Source organism: Gemmatimonadota bacterium (assembly GCA_039715185.1).
Taxonomy (GTDB): domain Bacteria; phylum Gemmatimonadota; class Gemmatimonadetes; order Longimicrobiales; family RSA9; genus DATHRK01.
The window spans coordinates 1-19,397 of the sequence record JBDLIA010000061.1; the positions used below are offsets into that span (position 1 = coordinate 1).

A 19,397-nucleotide genomic window follows, 5' to 3' on the forward strand; every position below is an offset into this window, starting at 1 on the left:
CCGAGCGTGATGATCGACAAGGAGGCGCTGACCGACACGGTCAGCGCGGGCGACACGATCAGCTTCAAGGTGCTGGTGTGGAACCCGGGACCGGGCGACGCGGACAGCGTGATGCTGACCGACACACTGCCCGACAGCGGGCTCGACTGGTTCGAGGACCCGGCCAACGCCGACTGCTCGATCGCCACGATCGCGGGGCCGTTGCAGGAGCTGACGTGCGACTTCGGCGAGATGATGGCCGACGACTCGGCGATGGTCACCGTCAGCGCGCTGACCGACGCGGCCGACTGCGGCACGGTGGTCAACACCGCCTACGCGGACGCTGCCAACGACACCACGGTCAGCGACACCGACTCGCTGCTCGTGCAGTGCCCGAGCGTGATGATCGACAAGGAGGCGCTGACCGACACGGTCAGCGCGGGCGACACGATCCAGTTCAAGGTCGTGGTCTGGAACCCGGGCCCCGGCACCGCCGACAGCGTGATGGTGGCCGACACGCTGCCCGACGGCGGGCTGAGCTGGTTCGAGGTCAGTGACCCGGACGCCGCGTGCTCGATCGGCGCCGGCGACATCCTGACGTGCGACTTCGGCACGATGATGGCCAACGACTCGGCCGAAGTGACGGTCGGGGCCGAGACCAGCCAGGCCGACTGCGGCACGGTGACAAACACCGGTCACGTGAGCGCGGTCAACGACAGCACCAGGAGCGACACCGACTCGCTCGTGGTGCAGTGTCCCGACATCAACATCGACAAGGAGGCGGTAACCGACACGGTGTCGGCAGGCGACTCGATCAAGTTCAAGGTCATCGTCTGGAACGCTGGGCCGGGCGACGCCGACAGCGTCACGCTGGCCGACACGCTGCCCAACGGCGGGCTGAGCTGGGTGGAGCTCGACGATCCGGACACCGCGTGCATGGTCGCCAGCGACATCCTGACGTGCGACTTCGGCACGATGCTGGCCGGCGACTCGGCGGAGGTGACCGTCGGCGCCGTGACCGACGCGGCCGACTGCGGCACGGTGACCAACACGGGTCACGCGAGCGCGGCCAACGACACCACCGAGAGCGACACCGACTCGCTCGCCGTGCAGTGTCCGGACCTGTCGATCACGAAGACGGCGGGGGTCGACACGATCGCGGTGGGTGACACGGCCGTCTTCAACATCACGGTCTCGAACGACGGACCGGGCGATGCCTACGACGTCATGTTGAAGGACACGCTGCCCAACAGCGGGCTGACGTGGTCGATCGTCTCGGAGACGCCCAACCTGGCGGCCTGCTCGCTCGCGGACACCGTCGTCGTCAGCGGCGACACGATGCCGGAGCTGAACTGCGACATCGGGACCCTGCTTGCCGACTCCAGCTTCACCGTGGTCGTCAAGACCGATACGATCCCGACCAGCTACCTGCTGCCTGCGGGCGGCGGCACGCCGGTGGCCGCGATCGAGATCGATGGAAACCTGTTCGACAATGGTGGCGTGCCGGGCATCGACTGGCATGACGCCGGCATCGTTTGCGACACGACCAACCCCGGCAACAGCGTCGGCTGCCGCATCGATCTGCCGACGGGTTCAGATGACGACTCCTTCGCCGGGGGCGTCAAGGAGGACACGGAAGCACCGGGTACCGTGACCGGCTCGATTCCGAACAACAAGAGCGACCTGCGGCGCTTCTACATCACCAGCCGGAAGCAAACGGTCTCGACACCCGCGGGAGACTCGATCCATGACTTCCTCTACATCGCGTGGGAGCGCGTGCAGGAGCCGAACGGCACGACGAACATGGACATCGAGCTGAATCAGTCGACAACGCTGAGCTCGAACGGTGTCACGCCGGTGCGGACCGCCGGCGACATTCTGGGCAAGTACGACCTGGAAAACGGTGGCACGACACCGACGCTGGGCTTCCACGTCTGGATCACCGAAGCGAGCGCGGGCGGGGCGAGTGCGGCGAGCGTGTGCGAAGCCACCAACAAGTTCCCGTGCTGGGGCAACGTGCAGGCACTGAATCCGCCAGCCGTTGCCGGCGCCGTCAATTCCGGCAGCGTCGTGGATTCGATTGCGCCGAACGATCCGCGCACGCTCGATCCGCTCACGTTCGGAGAGGCTGGCTTCGATCTGCAGGCCTCCGGCATCTTCCAGGCGGGCGTGTGCCGCAACTTCGGGTCGGCGTTCCTGAAGAGCCGGTCTTCGGACAGCTTCACGTCCCAGGTCAAGGACTTCATCGCTCCGGTCCCGATCAACGTCTCCAACTGCCAGCCGAGGGACATCCCCAACACGGCGTGGGCCCAGGCGTCGAATTACGCGCCCCCACCGAGTGGCTCCGCCGGTGACTGGATCTCCGACGGCGACACCATCACCGTCACGGAGAACGGAACCGCCTTCCTGTTCCGTGCGCCGTCGGTACGGCTGGCCGAGGCCTCCGACCTGACGTTCGGTTCCGTCGCTACACCGGCGGAGGCGTCCGCAGACCTGCGGGTCCTGCGTCCGCGGTCGAATCGTCGGATCGGAACGCCGTGGCCGGCCAGCGGCAGGCGCAACGGTGTCGTATCGAGTCAGGTCACCGATGCACGGCGAACGCTGCGAACGACCTGACGGCCTTCTTCCTCTGCCCCGGCAGCGCAGCGGCTGCCGGGGTGGTGGGAGACTCACCATTTCTCCGGTTGATCCGAAGCCGACGCGGGGAACCCGTGATTCGGTCAGCTCTTCTTGCCCCGCCCCTTGCCGTTGCCGCCGCCGTTGTTGCCCTTGCCGGTGGCGCCGCTTTCGTCGCCGTCGGCGCTCGCGCAGCGCTCGCGTCCGTCCTTCGCGGCGCAGGTCGTCGCCACCGCCGGCTCCGACATCGCCGAGAACATCCCGTGCCAGGTCTCCAGCCGGACGGAGAACTCGTACGTCGTGGACGGATCGAGGTACAGCGGGCCGAACGACACCAGCGTCGTGGTCGCCGGGCCGCTGACCATCTGCCACGGCCCGAACTGCTCGCCCGCAGACCGATAGTAGAGCTCGAAGCGCATCGCGTCCGGCTCCTGGACGTCCCAGGTCACGGTGATGCGCACCTCGGACGCGTCTGCGACCGCGCTTACGTTCGTCGGCGGCAGCGGCGGCTCGGAGGGCGGCGGATCGCCGCTGTCGTCCATCACCTCGCGCAGCGTGCTCAGCACGTGCGCGTTCTCCGAGAAGGAGTTGGTCACCACGTTCTTGGTCGCGTGCTGCCAGAGCAGGTCGCTGATCGCGCCCGCGCCCACGCCGGGGTTCGCCTCCATCAGTAGCGCGGCCGCGCCCGCTGCGTGCGGCGACGCCATGGACGTCCCGTTGAACACCGCGGTGGCGTCATCGGAGGCGTTGTGCGCGGACAGCACGTTCACGCCGGGCGCGAACAGGTCCACGCAATCGCCGTAGTTGGAGAACGGCGCGCGGTCGTCGGCGCCGTCGGAGGCGCCCACGGTGACCGCGCTCGGCGCGCGCGCGGGCGAGACGTCGCACGCGTCGGCGCCGCTGTTTCCGGCCGCCACTACGACCGGGAAGCCGGCCGCGGTGAGCCCCGCGACGGCCTCGTCAAAGGCGTCCGAGGCGCCGCCGCCGAGCGACATGTTGACCACCCCGGCCGCCCCCTCGGCGAGGATCCAGTCCAGCCCGGCGATCACGCCGCTCACGGTGCCCGCGCCGTTGCAGTCGAGCACGCGCACCGCGACCAGCTCGACGCCCTTCGCGACGCCGTAGGTCGAACCGCCGATCGTGCCGGCGACGTGCGTTCCGTGCCCGTTGCAGTCGGAGGCGTCTCCGCCCAGCGCGTCGAAGCCCGCGCGGGCCCGCCCGCCGAACTCCGCGTGGCTGGTGCGGATCCCGGTGTCCACCACGTACGTGGTCACGCCCGCGCCGGACAGGTCGTACGAGTAGAGCCCGTCGAGCGCGGCGCCCCGCTGGTCGATGCGGTCCAGGCCCCAGGGCGGATCCGCCTGATCGCCGTCGATCGAGACGCGCAGGTCGGACACCACCGCACGCACCCCCGGCGCGCGCTCCAGGGCGGCGCGGGCGGCCTCGGGAATAGACCCGGCCAGGCCGTTGACGGCGTGCGTGTAGACGTACTGCGGGTCGATGCCGTGGCGCGCCGCGAACCCGCGCGGGGCGACCCCCTGCTCCAGCAGGATGATGACGCGCTCCGCGCCGCCCGCGACCGCGGACTCGCTGGGCCCGCCGAGAGGGTCCGTCGCCTCACGCGGACCAAGGAAGCCTTCTCCGCAGCCGACGATGCCGAGGACGGCGAACAGCCAGACCGCACGCTTCATTGGGGTTTCTCCCCCGAGCAGCCATGACCAGCGGGGTTGGGAACGCGAGCTTGCTGACGCGGAGGAGAGCCGGTGGCGCTTGGATGGCCCGGTTCAGGGTATCGTTCGGCGGATTGTCCCGATCCGCCGTGCGCGCGCGCACAGACTCCCGCAAGATACCGGCGCCCCGGCGAAACAGATGATCTGCCGGGCCGCGGCTAACGCGGAACGTCTTGGATCGCGGGAGGTTAGGCGACTCGCGGGGGCGGCCCGTGGGGTCCGGCCGTCGCCCGGTCCGGACCCCCTCACTGCGCACTTCTTGCCGCCTCGGGTGCTACATTATTCCGGGTCCCGGCCGCTACCGCCTCACACCGCCGCCACGCCCTCCGGCTCGGAGGCCTTCATCATGCCGAACGCGGTGCTCACCGCGAGGAAGAACCACAGCAGATCCCAGCCGCTCATCTGCGCCTGGATTCGTTCGACCAGGCCCAGCGACCCGATCGCCTGCCGCGCGAACTCGCTCGCCACCGCCGCGCGTTCCTCGTCGGACAGCGTCGCGGTGCGGGTGCGCGCCTCGGAGACCATGCGTTCCCACAGCGCGTCGGACAGCGTGTCCTCCGCCGCCACCGCCGCGTCGTATCCCTCCAGGGTCTCGACGGAGAAGCTGCGCTCCACCAGCATGTCGTCGATGACCACCTGGGCCATCCAGTCCTCGTCCTCCAGGATGGCGTCTTCCAGCATGCCCGCGCTCCAGGACGAGATCAGGAGCTTGCCTACCAGGAGGCCGATCGCGGCGAAGGCGGCAGCCGAGACCGCGAGCCCCTGCGACCTGGCGGTCGTCAGCCTGCTCATCGCAAACCCCACGAGCAGCCCTATGCCCCACGCGATCCAGCCGATTTCGTAGCCGGTTTTCAGCACGATGAGCGCCCACGCGACACCCGCTGCGACGGCCGCGATGAGGCCCACGGCGAGCGCCAGCGACGCGTTGCCGTCCCCGCCAGGCGCGTGGTAGCCCGGCGCCGGCGGGGCGCGATAGGCGTCCGACACCAGCGGCTCCTCGGGCTGCTCGTGTGGGCCGTCGTGGTCGTCGTGCATGGTTGGCTTCTCCTCCTTCAGTGGTCCTCCGCCGCTGGCGCCTCCGCGTGGCGCCTGCGCTCCTCTTCGAGGCGGTCGGAAACCTCGACCGGGTAGGGCGTGTCCGGCGCGCCCACGCCCCGCACCCGCTCCGGCAGCGCGGCGACGCTCGCGCGCGCCGCGTCGCGTATCTCCGGCAGCGTTCGGCGCGCCGCCTGGGTCCGCCTGCCGCGGCTCATCAGGGGCACGAGCAGCGGCGTCCCCGGCCGCTCCTCGTCCGCGCGCGCGATCACGTCGCGCATGGCGACGCCGTCGACCTCCACGCGGAAGATCTGCTTGCGGCCGGGCAGGATGTTGTCGGCGTCGATCTTCAGCGGGCCGGGCCCGCGGTACGCCGACAGCGCGTACGCGAGGTCCAGCGAGGGGGCGTCGCGCGGCACCGACATCTCGGTGCCGACGCCGAAGCCGGCTATGGGCGTTCCCGCCTCCATCAGCCGATCGATCGAGGCCTCGTCCAGCCCGCCGCTGGCGAAGATGTCCACGTGGGACAAGCCGGCCTGGTCCAGCACCGCCCGGGCTTCCTTGGCCAGGCGGCCGTCACGGCCCGGATCCAGCCGCACCGCGCGCACGTCGAACGAGTCGCCGAGCTCGGTGGCCAACGTGATCACGTTGCGCACGCCTTCCAGCGTGCCGTGGCTGTCGACCAGCAGCGTGGTGTCGGCGAAGCGCGCCGCGAACGCGCGCAACGCCTCCAGCTCGTCGGCGTGGGCCTCCAGGTAGCTGTGCGTCATGGTCCCGCTGACGGGGATGCCCCAGACCTTGCCCGCGAGGACGTTGCTGGTCGCCGCCACGCCCGCGACGTAGAACGCGCGCGCCGCCTTCAGGCCGGCGTCCACCCCGTGGGAGCGGCGCAGCCCGAAATCCACCACCGGGTGGCCGCGCGCGGCCGACACGACGCGGGTGGCCTTGGAGGCGAGCACCGTCTGGAGGTGCACCTGGTTGACCAGCAGCGTCTCCACGAGCTGCGCCTGCGGCAGCGGCGCGACGACCTCGACGATGGGCTCGCGCGCGAACACCGGCGTCCCCTCCGGCACGCCGAACACGTCGCCCGTGAAGCGGAATCCGGCGAGCCAGTCCAGAAATGACGGCGGAAACACCTCGAAGGTCGCCAGGTGGCGCAGCGCCGCGTCGTCGAACGCCAGTCCTTCGATCGCCTCGAGCACGGCCTCCTGGCCGCACGCCAGCAGGAAGTTGCGGCTCGGCGGAAGCCTGCGCGCGAACAGGCTGAACACCGCCTCGCCCCTCATGTCCTCCTCCCAGTACGCGCGCACCATCGCCAGCTGGTACAAGTCCGTGAGGAGGCACAGGTCGCGGGCCGCAACCCACGGCAGGGGGGCGGGCAGGGCTTGCTGCAGGCTCGCGTCGCTCATCGCGTTCATCGCATCGAATGTAGCCTTCCGGTGCCCATGTGCCAGGAGCAATGTTCGACCCGCGCCCGGCACGAACTTCGGCGTCCGCCCGGCACGAACTTCGACGCCCGGGCGTTGTATTTGGGTAAGGGATACCGCGCCGCCGCCCAGGGTCGCGTCGTCCGTTGCAACGGAGTTCCATGGTCCGCAAGACTTCTCTACGCCTGGCCCTCCAGATGGCCTGCCTCGCCGCGCTGGGATCTGCCGCCTCCGGCAGCGCCCAGACCGACCTGCGTTCGCTGCGGGATTCGCTGGCGGTGATCACGGACACCGACGTCCTGCTCGGCATGGAGCGAGACCTGCGCGACGCCGCGGGCTTCGACCCCCACGGCCACGTGGCCGCGGGCTTCACCGCGCTGCGGCTGTTCCAGGTGAGCGGACACGAGCGCCTGCGCGAGCGCGCGGAAAAGTCCTTCGAGCACGCCCGGGACCTGGACGAGCGCGACCCCTGGCCGCTGTACGGCTGGGCGCTCGCCAAGGTCGGGGCTCCGCCGGCCAGGATCCCCTCGCCGGGCGGCATCCTGAACGGCCTGGTGGTGGGCGAGGTGTTCGCGGAGGCGTTTGGCCGCGACGCCACCTCCCAGGCGAAGCGCGCGCTGCGCGACGCGCTGCGGCTGCGGCCCATCCTGCCCGAGGCCGCGCAGACGCTGGTGGAGCTGTCTCTCGCGACCAACGACCAGGGCGGGCTGCTCGCCGCCAAGAGCGCGCTGCACCTGGTGTTCAACGAAGCGGGGCCGGACGCCGCTCCGGGCCCGGACGCGGCCCCGAGTCGGGTGCCCGCCCCGGACGCGACCATCGCGCTCGCCATGTCCAGGGCCTCCTCGGCGCTGGGCTACTACGACGTGGGCCTGGAGAGCGCGCGCCGCGCGCTGGAGCTGGAGGGCTCGAACGCCGAGCGTCGGTTGGCCGAGGCGCGCGCGCTGTTCGGACTGGGGCTGGACGATGAGGGCCTGGCCGCGTGGCTCGCCGGGCTGGACGGGCTCGACGACGAGGGCGCGGCGCGCTACTTCGCGGACGTCGCGCCGCTGCTGGGCGACGAGGAGCGCGCCGCGCGCGCCGAACGGCCGGCCGACGTCATGGCCGAATGGCTGCGCGCCGTGTGGACGCCGCGCGCGGCGCTGTCCGGAGTGGAGGAGCCCGAACGCGCCGGCGAACACTACCGCCGCCTCAAGGTCGCGCTGGAGCAGTATCGCCGGCGCGCCAAACGCGGGTCCCCGCCCCCCAACGCGCTCTTCCTGCGCCGCATGGGCGACCCCCGGCTGGACGAGCGCGGGCAGATCTTCGTGCGCCACGGCGAGCCCATCGACGTGATCAGCACGCCGTTCACCACCCAGAACCAGACCTGGGTCTACCCCGGCGAGGACGGCGGCTACCGGCTGTTCCACTTCATCCGCTACAACAGCCCGTTCAACGGCGGCGGCGGCAACTACGCCGACTACGTGCTCATCCACACGCTGCCGTGCAGCGGCCGCTGGCTGGACGACCGCGGCGACTACGACCGCCGACTGCGGCAGCTCGCCCACCGCTGCAACGGTACGCGCACCGCCGAGGCCAGCCTGTACATGCGCCGCGACGCGCGCGAGGGGCTCGCCACCGACACGCACCGGCCCTCGTTCGACGCGCCGCTGCCCTTCCTCTACGACCTGCACACCTTCCGCGGCCCGGACGGCCAGACCGAGATCGTCACCGCGGTGGCGGTGCCGGTGGCTAGCCTGCGCGGCGCCGACCCGGCGGCGGCCGGCCCCGATCCGGACGACGCGCTGCGCATGCGCGTGGCCGTGGTGGACACAGCGCTCTGGTGGGCGGAGCGCGAGGATTTGTTGCTGGGCGTGCCCTCCCCGCTGCCGGAATCGGACGAGGCGTGGATCCGCGGACACCTGTCGCTGCTGTCGCCGCCCGGCGCCGAGCTCCTGCACCGCGTCCTGATCGGCACCGCCGACGGCCGCCGCGGGGAGATCACCGGCGACGACCTGGAGGTGCCCTGGTACGGCACCGACAAGCTCATCCTGAGCGACCTGCTGATGGCCGAGCCCGGCGTGGAAGGCGCCTACGTGCGCGCCGGCCGGGCGCTCGCGCTGGTGCCCACGCGCAGCTACGGCGGCGGCACCTTCCGGCTGTACTACGAGGCCTACAACCTGCCGGCCGACGTCGCCTACGACACCGAGGTCACGGTGGAGCGCGACGGCGGCGGCGGCGTGTGGGGGGCGATCAAGGGGCTGTTCGGCGGCGGCAAGCCCGACCCCGTGCGCGTGACCTTCCAGGACATCGCCGCGCCCGACGGCGACGGCGCGGTGCGTGAGGACCGGCGCGTGGAGGCCGCGGTCGAGCCCGGCCACACCTACCGCATCACGGTGCGCGTGGTGCGCCGGGACACGGGCGAGACGGCGCAGGCGGAGCGGACGTTCTTCGTGCCCTAGGAGGTGGAGGGCTAGAGGTGGCACCCGCGCCACCCGCGTCACCTCCCCCCGAGGCACTTTGCAACTAGCTCAAAATTTGAACTAGTTGCTTTCTGCGAATGTGGGGACCCTCGACGTCCTCCGCGCCCCCTACCCCTCCCCGGGCGCTCCTTCGTCGCCTCCTCGCTCCTCCGCCCGCTGCCGGTCCGCGCGCTCCAGAGCCACGTCCCCGGCCGTGGGCAGGCCCTCGCCCGCCATCGCCCGGCGCGCCAGCGGCTCCACCGTGAGCCCCTGCACGATGATGCTGAAGACCACCACCACGTAGGTCATGAGCAGCAGCAGGTCGCGCTGTCGCGACGCCGGGATGGACAGCGCCAGCGCGATGGCGATGCCGCCGCGCAGCCCGCCCCAGGTCATGATGCGCACGGTGTAGTCCAGGAAGCGGCGGCGCCGGCGCAGCGCCATGATGGGCAGGCCGACGCTCACGAAGCGCGAAGCCAGCACGATGGGGATGGCGATCAGCCCGGCCACCAGGAACAGCGGCGACAGCTCCAGGACGAGCACCTCGAGGCCGATGAGCACGAAGAGGACCGCGTTCAGCACCTCGTCGATCACCAGCCAGAAGGTGTCCAGGTGCTGCTTGGTCTTCTCCGACATGGCGAACGCGCGCCCGCGGTTGCCGATGAGCAGCCCCGCCACGACCATCGCCAGCGGCCCCGAGGTGTGCAGCCTCCCGGCCAGCGCGTAGCCACCCGTGACCACCGCCAGCGTGACCAGGATCTCGATGCCGTAGGCGTCGATCTCCTTCAGCATCCAGTACGCCGCCAGCCCCAGCGCCAGGCCGAACAGGACGCCGCCGACCGCCTCCTCCAGGAAGAGCGTGGCCACGTGGCCGAAGTCGGCGCCGCCCGCGGGGTCGCCGTGCCCGCCCGCCACCGCGACCCCCAGGATCAGCGCGAACACCACCACCCCCACGCCGTCGTTGAACAGCGACTCGCCGCCGATCAGCGTCTCCAGCTCCTTGGGGGCGCGCGCGCGCTTGAGCAGCGCGAGCACGGCGATGGGGTCGGTGGGCGAGATCAGCGCGCCGAACAGCAGCGCGTAGACGAAGTCGATGCGCAGGCCCAGCGCGCCCAGCACGAGGTGCAGCGCGCCCCCCACGATGAACGTCGAGGCGACCACGCCGACGGTGGCGAGCACCAGGATCGTCCACTTCTGGCGCGCCAGCTCGCCGATGTCGACCTCGAGCGCGCCCGCGAACAGGAGCGCGCCCAGCATCCCCTGCATGAGCAGCGCGTCGAAGTCGATGCGCGCCAGCACGTCCTCGGCGAACGCGGTCCCGCCGCCGAACGCGCCGAAGTGGCCCAGCGCGAGCACGCCGATGGAGGTCACCATCCCGGCGATGGTGACGCCGATGACCGTGGGCAGGCGCAGCCAGCGCTCGTTGGCGAAGCCGAGCGCGGCGGTGAGGGTGATGACCACCGCCAGCAGCTCGAAGATCGTCACGGCGCCGACCGCGGGGTCAGAACCAGATCTGGAACAGCAGGCCCGTGGTGACCGTCGACACCGAGATCCTGGAGAAATCGGTCTCGATCAGGTCGGACACCGGCCCGCTGACGGTCTGCTCCTGGCTGTCGTGCACGAAGTCCAGCACCAGGCCGGTGTGGCCGCCCACGCTGATGCCCTCCAGCGGGAACCACTCGGCGCCCAGCAGGAAGCCGGCGCTGGCGATGAACGCGGTGCTGGTCGACTCGGCGGTCGCCTGGGGCGACACGAAGTCGTCGCTGGTGCGCTGGATGCCCGCCGCCAGGTCGCCGCGGATGTAGGGCGCGACCGGGCCCACCGTGCGGACGTAGCGCTTGAGCGAGGGCCCGAGCGAGACGGCGAAGCTGGTGCGGTCGGTCTCCACCTCGTCCTGCGTCCGATCGGTGTCGGAGCGGCTGAACGCGACGTTGGCGAACAGCCCCAGCGCGGTGCGGTCCGAGCGCATGCTCCAGTAGCCGAAGCGGCCCTGGTCGCCGAAGCCGCCGAACACGTCGGCGAGGTTGAATTCGAGCGAGCGGCGCCCCTTCTTCAGGACGCTCAGCCCGTCGGCTCCGTCGGAGGAGCCCTGCGCAGCCGCGTGCGCGGGGACCGCGAGGGCGAGCGTCAGGGCGGCGGCGGCGAGACGCGTCGGGAGGTGGGTCACAGGTTCTTCAGCTCCTGTACGAGGGCGGTGATGCTGGCCTTGGCGTCGCCGAACAGCATGCGGTTGGATTCCGCGTAGAACAGCGGGTTGTCGATCCCCGCGAAGCCGGGGCTCAGGCTGCGCTTGAGCACGATGGTGTGCTTGGCGTGGTGCACCTCGATGATGGGCATGCCGTAGATCGGGCTGCTGGGGTCGTCCTCGGCGGTGGGGTTCACCACGTCGTTGGCGCCCACGATCAGGACCACGTCGGTGCGCTCCAGCTCGGGGTTGATCCGCTCCATCTCCCAGAGCTGCGGGTAGGGCACGTTGGCCTCCGCCAGCAGCACGTTCATGTGGCCCGGCATGCGCCCCGCCACGGGGTGGATCGCGTAGCGCACGTCCACCCCCTTCTCCTCCAGCAGGTCGCCCATCTCGCGCACCTGGTGCTGCGCCTGCGCCACCGCCAGCCCGTAGCCGGGCACCACCACGACGGACTTCGAGTACGCCATCAGCACCGCCGCGTCGTCGGGGGTGATCTCGCGTACGGTCTTGTCGCCGTCACCCGCGGGCCCGATCGCGGCCGTAGTGCCACCCGCGCCGAACGCGCCGAACAGCACGTTGGCCAGCGAGCGGTTCATCGCGCGGCACATGATCGACGTCAGGATCAGCCCGGACGCGCCCACCAGCGCGCCGCTGATGATCAGGATGTCGTTGCTCAGGACGAACCCGGCGGCCGACGCCGCCAGCCCCGAGTAGGAGTTCAGCAGCGCGATCACCACCGGCATGTCGGCGCCGCCGATGGGGATCACGAGCAGGATCCCGAACACGAACGACACCGCCGCCAGGATCAGCAGCGCGCGCGGGTCGTAGGCGGAGATCATCCACCCGGCCACGCCCAGGATGCCGAGCGCGATGAGCGCGTTGGAGGCGTTCTGCAGCGGGTAGGTCACGGCGTTGCCCGAGACCACGCCCTGCAGCTTGCCGAACGCCACCATGCTGCCGGAGAACGTCACCGTGCCGATCAGGATGCCCGCGGCGATCGTGAACGCCACGTCGGGCGTTGCGGCGGCCCCCGTCTCGCCAATGCGGATGTACTCGTCCACGGCGACCAGCGCGGACGCGCCGCCGCCGAAGCCGTTGAACACCGCCACGAGCTGCGGCATGGCGGTCATCTGCACGGTGCGCGCGAGCACCAGCCCGATCAGCCCACCGATGCCGACGCCGGCCAGGATCGCGCCGAACCCCAGGATCTCCTGGCTGAAGAGCGTGGCGGCGATGGCGACGAGCATGCCCAGCGCGCCCGATATGTTGCCCGAGCGCGCGGTCTCGGGTGAGCCGAGGCGCTTGAGGCCGACGATGAAGAGGACCGCGGCGATCACGTACGCCGCGTCGATGAGAAGGGCGGCGCTCACTGGCCCTCCTCCTTGCGCTTGAACATCTGCAGCATGCGGTCGGTGACGAGGAAGCCGCCGACTACGTTGATCGTGGCCATCGCGACCGCGATCACGCCGAGCGTGACGCTGAGCGTCCCCGACAGCCGGCCGGCCACCAGCACCGCGCCTATGATGGCGATGCCCGAGATGGCGTTGGAGCCGGACATCAGGGGCGTGTGCAGGATGGTCGGGACCTTCGTGATGACCTCGAAGCCGACGAACATCGCCAGCACGAAGATCGTGATCGAAATCAACAGCGCTTCGAGCATGCCGCCTCCCTGACGGATAACTGAGAGCTGGGGGACCGCGGCGTTTTCAGCAGCCGCGCGTGTACCACCAGATCCACGGGCCCTTCTCGTCGTCTCGCCACTTGATCCACCCCTCCGCCACCTCGACCCCTTCCGGGGCGTCCTCGCCCAGGCACCAGGTCGACGGATTCTGCACGCTGACGCGCATCCAGTCGCCGGCGAGCTCCAGCACGGTGATGTCGGTCGCGTCGCGGTCGCCGGGTATCCACGCGACCCGCTCTGCATCCGCGGAGGCCGCGGCGCGCAGCGAGTGGCGCACCTCGGAGCGGAAGTAGATGTTCTCCACGAGCCCCGGGCCGAAGACGTCCTCCCAGCCGCGCAGGGACATGCCGACGGGGCCGGTGCGGAGGTGGCAGGACTGCACCCAGGCGGTGCCGGGTTGGTCGCGGCGCGGCTCGGTGTGGCGGATGCGGTACCAGCCGCCCGGCGCGGTGTCCAGCACTACGATGGTCTGGTGCTCGTAGTCGGTCTCGACCTGGCCGGCGCCCGAGCCCTGGCGGTGCAGCGCGTCGTAGCCGAAGCCCAGCACCACCCAGCCGCGGTCGAACCAGCCGATGTGCTCGCCGTTCGGCGCGTCGTATAGGGGGAAGACGGCGTGCCGCGGCCAGCCGTAGTAGAGGTCGTTGGCCGGCGCGAGCTCCTGCGCATCGTTCAGGATGAGGTGCCCGACGCCGAGGTTGGCGTCGTCCCGGCCCGCCCACGCGTACACGCTGCGCGGCGAGGCCATCGTGGCCGGGTCCTCGATCACCTCCGAGCGCGTCTCGAACGCCGGCAGCGGCGGCGCGGCGCACGCGGGCTCGACGGGCGCGGCCTCGGCCGCCGGTGCCGGCGGCGCCCCGTCGGTTCCCACGCCGCCCCCACACCCGGCAACCGCCGCGGTCAGCCAGAACGCCCTCCTCCACTGCCCCGCCCTCCCCGTCGTCCGCTTCATCCCCCCGCCGCCTCCCGCACGCGTTCGTTGACTATGGCGCCGCCGTGCGTGACGCAGCACGCCGCCGCGATCTCGTCCTCGGGGTCGTAGCCGACCCCGGCCTCGCCCTCCAGGTGCTCGAGCAGCGTGAGCAGGTTGCGCCCGTAGGTGCGGCTGGCGTCGGCCGCCATGCCGCTGGCGCCGTCGTCGAGCCCCACGATGGTCACGCCGCCGTGCACCACGCTCTCACCCGCGCGGGTCAGCTCGCAGTTGCCGCCGCTCTCCGCGGCCACGTCGACTATCACCGAGCCCGAGTGCATGCGCTCCACCATCGCCCGGTCGATCAGTACGGGCGCCCGCCGGCCCGGTATGGCCGCGGTGGTCACCACCACCTCGGCGCCCGCGACCAGGTCGGCGAGGTGCTCCTTGGCGCGCGCCTTCTGCTCCTCGGTCTGCTCCTTGGCGTAGCCGCCCTCGGTCTCGGCGTCCTCCTCCTCCAGCCCCACGTAGGTCGCGCCCAGGCTCTCGACCTGTTCCTTGACCACGGGCCGGATGTCGTAGCCCTGCACGACCGCGCCCAGCCGCTTGGCGGTGGCGATCGCCTGCAGCCCCGCCACGCCGGCGCCCAGCACGAGCACCTTGGCGGGCGGCACCGTGCCGGCCGCGGTCATGAGCATCGGGAAGAAGCGCGGCAGCAGCTCGGCGGCGACGAGCACCGCCTGGTAGCCGGCGGCGTTGGCCTGTGACGACAGCGCGTCCATCGACTGCGCGCGGGTGATGCGCGGGATCAGCTCCATCGCGTAGGCGGTCACGCCCCGGTCGGCGAGCCTGCGCGCGACCTCGGGCTGCGCCAGCGGGTCCAGGAAGCCGACCAGCACGGCGCCGTCGGGCAGCTCGTCCACCTCGTCGTAGCCGTCGATCCGACCGGGCGGGCGCACGCGTAGCACCACGTCGCCCGCGGCCAGGTCATCGAACCCGTCCACCACCTGCACGCCGGCCGCGCGGTAGTCGTCGTCCTCGAAGCCGGCAGGCGTGCCCGCGCCGCTGACGACGCGCACCTCGGCGCCGTTCTTGGCCAGCTTGCCCGCCGTCTCGGGCGTGAGCGCGACCCGCCTCTCGCGGGGGGTCGATTCCGCGGCAACCCAAACTCTCATGCGCGCACCAATCGTACGTGAAGGTCAACCATCGTCGGACAGAAGCACCGGCTCGCCCAGCCCCAGGGACCGCAGCGGAGCGTCGAAAGCGGTGGTGTCTCCGATCACCAGCAGCGTCATGCGCGAGGGATGTATATGCGTCCGGGCGACCCTCTGCACGTCCCGCGCGTTTACGCGCTGGATCCCCTCGACGTAGCGCTCCAGCCAATCGGGCCCCAGCCCCTCCGCCTCGTACAGCATCCGGCGGGCTACGACGCGCGCCGAAGAGCTGAAGTTGAACACGAACCCGTTGGCTATCTCGTCGATCGCGCGGCGCACCTCGGCGTCGCCGGGCCTGGCGTCGCGCAGCCCGTCGACCACCCCCAGCACGGTCCGCGCCGCCGCCACCGTGGCGTCCGCGCGGGTCTGCGTGAACGCCGCGAAGGCGCCCTCGTGGTCGCGCGGCGTGGTCCACACCGTGCCCGCGCCGTACGCCAGACCCAACTCCGTCCTGACCGTGCGCACCAGCCGGCTGGACAGCCCGCTGCCGCCCAGGATCGAGTTGGCGATGCGGGACGCGAAGTAATCGTCACCGTCCGCGCGCGACACGCCGCCGCCGTGGCCCATGTAGATGGTCGTCTGGGACAGCGGCCGGTGCAGCACGAACACGCCGGGCGTGGAGCGGACGTCGGGGGTGGGCGGCTCGCCGAGCGGCGCGGCGCACGGCGCCCAGCCCGCGAACGCCTCGTCCAGCAGCGCCACCGCGCTGTCCGCGCTGATGTCGCCCGCCACGCCGAAGGTGGCGTTGCCCGGGCAGTAGACCGCGGCGTGGACGGCGCTCAGGCGCTCGCGGGTGAGGTCGGCCGGCTCCAGGTCCGCCGGCTCCATCACCCAGCCCACCGGGTGATCGCCGTACAGCAGCCGGTTGAAGCGCGTCACCGCGTCGAAGTTGGGGTCGTCGCGGCGCCGCTGGACGGACTCCAGCTCGCGGCCCCGCCAGACCTCGACCCGCTCCCGGTCGAAGCGCGGCTCGCGCAGCATCTCGGCCCACAAGTGGACCGCCCCGGCCACGTCCCGGCGCAGCGCGCCCACGGTCGCGAACGACGTGGTGCCGCCCACGCCGAAGCCCATGCGCCAGGCGTGGAAGTCTATCAGCGCGTCCACCGAGTCGGCGGGCAGCGAGCGGGTGCCTCCCGAGCGCAGCAGCGCCGACGCCGCCGACGCCGCGCCCAGCCGCTCGCGGCCGAAGTAGGACGGGCCGCCCTTGAAGCGCACCATGACCTCCACCAGCGGCAGCGTGCGGTCCTCCACCACCAGCACGGGCGCGCCGCTGGCCAGCGTGCGCCGCTCGGTGGGCGGGGGGTTGAAGCGGAGCGGGGGGAAGGAGATGCGGTCGATGGCGGCGCGGCCGATGAGCGGGCGCGTGGCCGGGCGCGTGGGCGGGCGGCCGTCGTCGGGTGCGCCGGGGCCCGCGGGCGTGGTGCCGCACGCGGCGGTGAAGGTGAGCGCCAGCGCAACGAGCGCCGGAGCACTCCGACCGACGAGTCCCCTCACGGCTCCTCCTCCCGCGACAGCGTCGCCACCGTGACCGCGGCCGCCCGCAGGTACGCGGCCGCCACGCGCGACACGTCCTCGGCGGTGACCGCCCTGAGTTCCGCGGTCGCGCGGAAGGTCGCGCGCCAGTCGTCGAAGAGGGTCTCCGAGGCGGCGAGCTGGAACGCCAGCCCCAGGTTCGAGGACAGCCGCTCCACCTCCCCCACCTCCACCTGGTTGCGCACCGCCGCCAGCTCGCGCTCGCTGGGCGGCGCGGCGGCCAGGCGCGCCACTTCCTCCAGGATCGCGGCCTCCAGCGCGGCGTTGTCGTGCGGCGCCAGCGGCGCCGCGGAGATGGTCATGAGCCCCGGGAACTTGGCGCCCGGCCCGCCGCCCGCGAACACCGCCAGCGCCGAGCGATCCTCCAGCACGAGCCGCTTGTAGAGCCGGCTGGTGGTGCCGCCCGCGAGCACCGACGCGAGCACGCTCAGCGCCGCCGCGTCCGGGTGCCCCGCGGTCACCGTGTGCCAGGCCAGCCGCACCTGCGGCTCCGCGTCGAAGCTCACGTGGGCGCGCCGCGGAGCGGCCTGCGGCGGCTCGGCGCGGCCCACCGGCGGCGGCTCATCGCGGCGCGGGATGCGCCCGAAGTAGCGCTCCGCGTACGCCGCCACGGCGTCCTCGTCCACGTCGCCCACCACCGCCACGATGGCGTTGTTGGGGCCGTAGTAGCGCTCGTGGTAGGCGCGCACGCGCGCGCGGGTCAGCGCGCCCAGGTCGCGCGCGTGGCCTATCACCGGCACGCCATACGGGTGCACGCGGTAGGCGGCCGCGAGCAGCGCCTGCTCCAGCCGCCCGCCCGACTGATCTTCCACGCGCAGCCGGCGCTCCTCGGCGACCACGTCGCGCTCGGTGTAGAACTCGCGGAAGACGGGGTCGGACATGCGATCGGCCTCGAGCGCGAACCACAGCTCGATCCGGTTCGAAGGCAGCTCCACGAAGTACGTGGTGGCGTCCACGTCGGTGGTGGCGTTGAGCCCGCGCGCGCCCTGCTCGACCAGGAGCTGAACCCACTCGTTGGGCGCCACGAACGCGCGCGCGGTGTCTTCCAGCGCGGCGACGCGGGCCAGGAGGCGGGCCGCCTCGGCGGTGTCCGCGCCCGCCTCCGGCGGCGTCCCACCCCGCGCCGCCTCCAGCGAATCGGCCGCCGCGTCGATGCGATCCAGGTAGCGGCGCTCGACCGCCCAGTTGGTGGTCCCCACCGAACTGCTGCCCTTGAAGAGCAGGTGCTCCAGCAGGTGCGCGACGCCGGTCTCGCCCGGCCGCTCGTTGGCGCTGCCCACGTCGAAGCGCACCACGAACGACACCGTCGGCGCGCCCGGACGCGGGAGCACCAGGAAGCGCATGCCGTTGTCGAGGGTCAGGCGGGTGACCGGCAGGTCCTGCGCGTACGACGGGGCGACCATGGCCGCGCCGCCCAGGATCGCCGCGACGGACGCGCCGATGATCGCCCGCCCGAACAGAGCTCCCGGACCCCGCGCGCCGCGCACGGGGCTACCGGTCCCCGAGCTCCGGCGGGGCCAGGCGAAGCAGGAGTCCGCCTTCCGCGCCGCCGCCGTCCACCCCCACGTAGATCGTCCCGTCGGGCGCCTGGCGCGCGAAGCGCACGCGCCAGCCGCGCTCCTCCAGCAGGCGCTCGGCGTGCTGCACGCGCTCGCCATCGACCACGAGACGCAGCAGGTGCCGCTGCGCCAGCGCGGCCACGAACGCGTTGCCCGTCCACCCCGGGAAACGGTCGCCCGTGTAGAAGGACAGGTCGCTCGGGCCGATAGACGGCACGAAGAAGTAGGCGGGCTGCTCCATGCCGTCGGCGTGCGTCGGGGCCTCCGGCGGGTCCTCGCCCGTGTCGTCGCGACCGAACGTGATGGCGGGCCAGCCGTAGTTGGCGCCGGGCCGGATGACGTTGATCTCGTCGCCGCCGATGGGTCCGTGCTCGTTGCTCCAGAGCGCGCCCGTCGCGGGGTGGAAGACCAGTCCCTGCGGGTTGCGGTGGCCCAGGCTCCAGACCTCGGGGCGGGCGTCCGATCGCCCGACGAACGGGTTGTCCGGCGGCACGCCGCCGTCGTCCAGCAGCCGGATCAGCTTGCCGCCGTGGTCGGCGGCGTCCTGCGCGCGGGCGCCCTCGCCGCGGTCACCCACGGTGACGTAGAGGTAGCCGTCGCGTAGGGCGACGCGGCCGCCGTAGTGCACCAGAGTGTCGGCCGATTGGGCGGCGGTGAAGAGCCGCTCCCGGTCGACCAGGGTGAGGCCGTCCAGCCGGGCTCGGTCCACAGCCAAGGTGCTGCCCGAGTCGGCGGGCTCCGAGTACGACAGGTAGATCCAGCCGTTGGCGTCGTAGTCCGGGTGCAGCACCACGTCGCGCAGGCCCGCGTCCCCGCCGAGCTGTATGTCGGGCAGCCCATCCACGTACTCGAGCGAGCGGGTCCACAGGTTGAGGCGCGCGAGCCGGCCGGCGCCGCGCTCGGTCACGAGGAACTCGTCGTTGGCCAGGAAGGCGATGCTCCAGGGGGTGCGCAGCCCCTCCGCCACCACCCGCACGGCGTAGGTTTCGCGCTCGGACCGCTCCACGCCCAGGCTGCGCGCTGCGAGGCGGGCCGGAGGCGGCGGGCCCTGGGCCGCGGCCGGAGCGGGAGCGGCGGCGCCGATCGCGGC

General features: G+C 72.0%; 14 protein-coding genes. 2 read left to right on the top strand and 12 right to left on the bottom strand.

Annotation, left to right across the window (positions count from 1 at the left end):
- Positions 1–2,595, top strand: a 2,595-nt coding sequence (locus ABFS34_11430) for a DUF11 domain-containing protein (GenBank protein MEN8376050.1), incomplete at its 5' end; no start/stop codon positions are given.
- Positions 2,596–2,699: 104 nt separating this feature from the next.
- Here the strand turns inward: ABFS34_11430 and ABFS34_11435 are convergent.
- From ABFS34_11435 to ABFS34_11445, 3 genes are all read right to left on the bottom strand, one after another.
- Positions 2,700–4,286, bottom strand: coding sequence for a S8 family serine peptidase (locus ABFS34_11435; GenBank protein ID MEN8376051.1), 1,587 nt, complete (start codon positions 4,284–4,286; stop codon positions 2,700–2,702).
- Positions 4,287–4,631: 345 nt separating this feature from the next.
- Positions 4,632–5,360, bottom strand: coding sequence for a hypothetical protein (locus ABFS34_11440; protein MEN8376052.1), 729 nt, complete (start codon positions 5,358–5,360; stop codon positions 4,632–4,634).
- A 17-nt stretch (positions 5,361–5,377) separates the two neighbouring features.
- Positions 5,378–6,769 carry a nicotinate phosphoribosyltransferase gene (locus ABFS34_11445; GenBank protein MEN8376053.1) on the bottom strand — a complete coding sequence of 464 codons (1,392 nt, stop codon included), beginning with the start codon at positions 6,767–6,769 and terminating at the stop codon, positions 5,378–5,380.
- 179 nt (positions 6,770–6,948) lie between these two features.
- On the opposite strand from ABFS34_11445, the gene ABFS34_11450 reads away from it, so the two are divergent.
- Positions 6,949–9,225: a hypothetical protein gene (locus ABFS34_11450; GenBank protein ID MEN8376054.1), complete on the top strand. Its 2,277-nt coding sequence runs from the start codon at positions 6,949–6,951 to the stop codon at positions 9,223–9,225.
- 129 nt (positions 9,226–9,354) lie between these two features.
- On the opposite strand, the gene ABFS34_11455 is transcribed toward ABFS34_11450, so the two are convergent.
- From ABFS34_11455 to ABFS34_11495, 9 genes are all read right to left on the bottom strand, one after another.
- Complete coding sequence (locus ABFS34_11455; GenBank protein ID MEN8376055.1) at positions 9,355–10,710, bottom strand: sodium:proton antiporter; 1,356 nt, start codon at positions 10,708–10,710, stop codon at positions 9,355–9,357.
- Positions 10,711–10,726: 16 nt separating this feature from the next.
- The gene (locus tag ABFS34_11460) at positions 10,727–11,392 is read right to left on the bottom strand and encodes a hypothetical protein (protein ID MEN8376056.1); all 666 of its coding nucleotides are present in this window, start codon (positions 11,390–11,392) and stop codon (positions 10,727–10,729) included.
- On the bottom strand, positions 11,389–12,783 hold the full coding sequence (locus ABFS34_11465) for an NAD(P)(+) transhydrogenase (Re/Si-specific) subunit beta (GenBank protein MEN8376057.1): 1,395 nt from the start codon (positions 12,781–12,783) through the stop codon (positions 11,389–11,391). The genes ABFS34_11460 and ABFS34_11465 overlap by 4 nt, the downstream gene beginning before the upstream one ends.
- Complete coding sequence (locus ABFS34_11470; GenBank protein ID MEN8376058.1) at positions 12,780–13,073, bottom strand: NAD(P) transhydrogenase subunit alpha; 294 nt, start codon at positions 13,071–13,073, stop codon at positions 12,780–12,782. Before ABFS34_11470 ends, ABFS34_11465 begins: the two co-directional genes overlap by 4 nt.
- A 46-nt stretch (positions 13,074–13,119) precedes the next feature.
- Complete coding sequence (locus tag ABFS34_11475) at positions 13,120–14,043, bottom strand: hypothetical protein (protein MEN8376059.1); 924 nt, start codon at positions 14,041–14,043, stop codon at positions 13,120–13,122.
- Complete coding sequence (locus ABFS34_11480; protein MEN8376060.1) at positions 14,040–15,176, bottom strand: Re/Si-specific NAD(P)(+) transhydrogenase subunit alpha; 1,137 nt, start codon at positions 15,174–15,176, stop codon at positions 14,040–14,042. Before ABFS34_11480 ends, ABFS34_11475 begins: the two co-directional genes overlap by 4 nt.
- A gap of 24 nt (positions 15,177–15,200) precedes the next feature.
- On the bottom strand, positions 15,201–16,709 hold the full coding sequence (locus tag ABFS34_11485; GenBank protein ID MEN8376061.1) for a pitrilysin family protein: 1,509 nt from the start codon (positions 16,707–16,709) through the stop codon (positions 15,201–15,203).
- Positions 16,706–18,235: a pitrilysin family protein gene (locus tag ABFS34_11490; protein MEN8376062.1), complete on the bottom strand. Its 1,530-nt coding sequence runs from the start codon at positions 18,233–18,235 to the stop codon at positions 16,706–16,708. Before ABFS34_11490 ends, ABFS34_11485 begins: the two co-directional genes overlap by 4 nt.
- A 4-nt stretch (positions 18,236–18,239) precedes the next feature.
- Positions 18,240–19,397: PQQ-dependent sugar dehydrogenase (locus tag ABFS34_11495; GenBank protein MEN8376063.1), on the bottom strand; the 1,158-nt coding region annotated here is incomplete at its 5' end.